This window comes from Marseilla massiliensis (assembly GCF_023336985.1).
Classification (GTDB): domain Bacteria; phylum Bacteroidota; class Bacteroidia; order Bacteroidales; family Bacteroidaceae; genus Prevotella; species Prevotella intestinigallinarum.
Map to the genome: position 1 here is coordinate 1 of NZ_JAMBLP010000058.1, position 1,014 is coordinate 1,014.

Genomic DNA, 1,014 nt, shown 5'->3' on the forward strand with positions numbered 1-1,014 from the left:
TCCTCAAACTGCAGGCTCGGCTCCCAGCCAAGCTCACGCTGCAGCTTGCGCGAGTCGATGGCGTAGCGCATGTCGTGGCCCTTGCGGTCGGTCACAAAGGTAATGAGGTCGAGGTCTTCGCCCTCCTTGCGGCCCAGCAGACGGTCGACGGTGTTTATCACCACGCGTATGATGTCGATGTTCTTCCACTCGTTGAAGCCGCCGATGTTGTAGGTGTCGGCCACCTTGCCGCGGTGGAAGATGAGGTCGATGGCCCGGGCGTGGTCTTTGACATAGAGCCAGTCGCGCACGTTCTCGCCCTTTCCGTATACGGGAAGCGGCTTGCGGTGGCGTATGTTGTTGATGAACAGGGGTATCAGTTTCTCGGGAAACTGGTACGGGCCGTAGTTGTTTGAGCAGTTGGTCACTATCGTAGGCATGCCGTAGGTGTCGTGGAAGGCACGCACAAAGTGGTCGGACGATGCCTTCGACGCCGAATACGGCGAGTGCGGATTGTACTTAGTGTGCTCCGTGAAGAACTCGGTGCCGTAGGCATGGTGGTGCTCCGACGAGGCCTTGGTGCAGAACGGCGACTCCACTCCCTCGGGATTGGTAAGCTCCAGGGCCCCGTACACCTCGTCGGTCGATATGTGGTAGAAGCGCTTGCCGTCGTAGCCTTCGGGCAGGCTCTCCCAGTACACCTTGGCAGCCTGCAGGAGCGAGAGCGTGCCCATGACGTTGGTGCGGGCAAAGGTGAACGGGTCTTTGATGCTGCGGTCCACATGGCTCTCGGCCGCAAGGTGTATGATGCCGTCCACCCCATACCGCCGCATGAGCCCGAGCATGGCGTCGAAGTCGCAGATGTCGGCCCTGACGAATGTGTAGTTGGGCCGGCCTTCGATGTCCTTCAGGTTAGCCAGGTTGCCGGCGTAGGTCAGTTTGTCGACATTTATGATGTGATACTCACTGTATTTGTTGACGAACAGGCGCACCACATGTGAGCCTATGAACCCGGCTCCGCCGGTTATGATGATA

The 1,014-nt window shown here is 59.0% G+C and carries 1 protein-coding gene; it reads right to left on the bottom strand.

Translation table 11 applies throughout. The features are described from left to right. A partial coding sequence (locus M3089_RS15710) for a dTDP-glucose 4,6-dehydratase (RefSeq protein ID WP_249085251.1) occupies positions 1–1,013 on the bottom strand: 1,013 nt, incomplete at its 3' end. Between the last annotated feature and the right edge of the window lies 1 nt (position 1,014).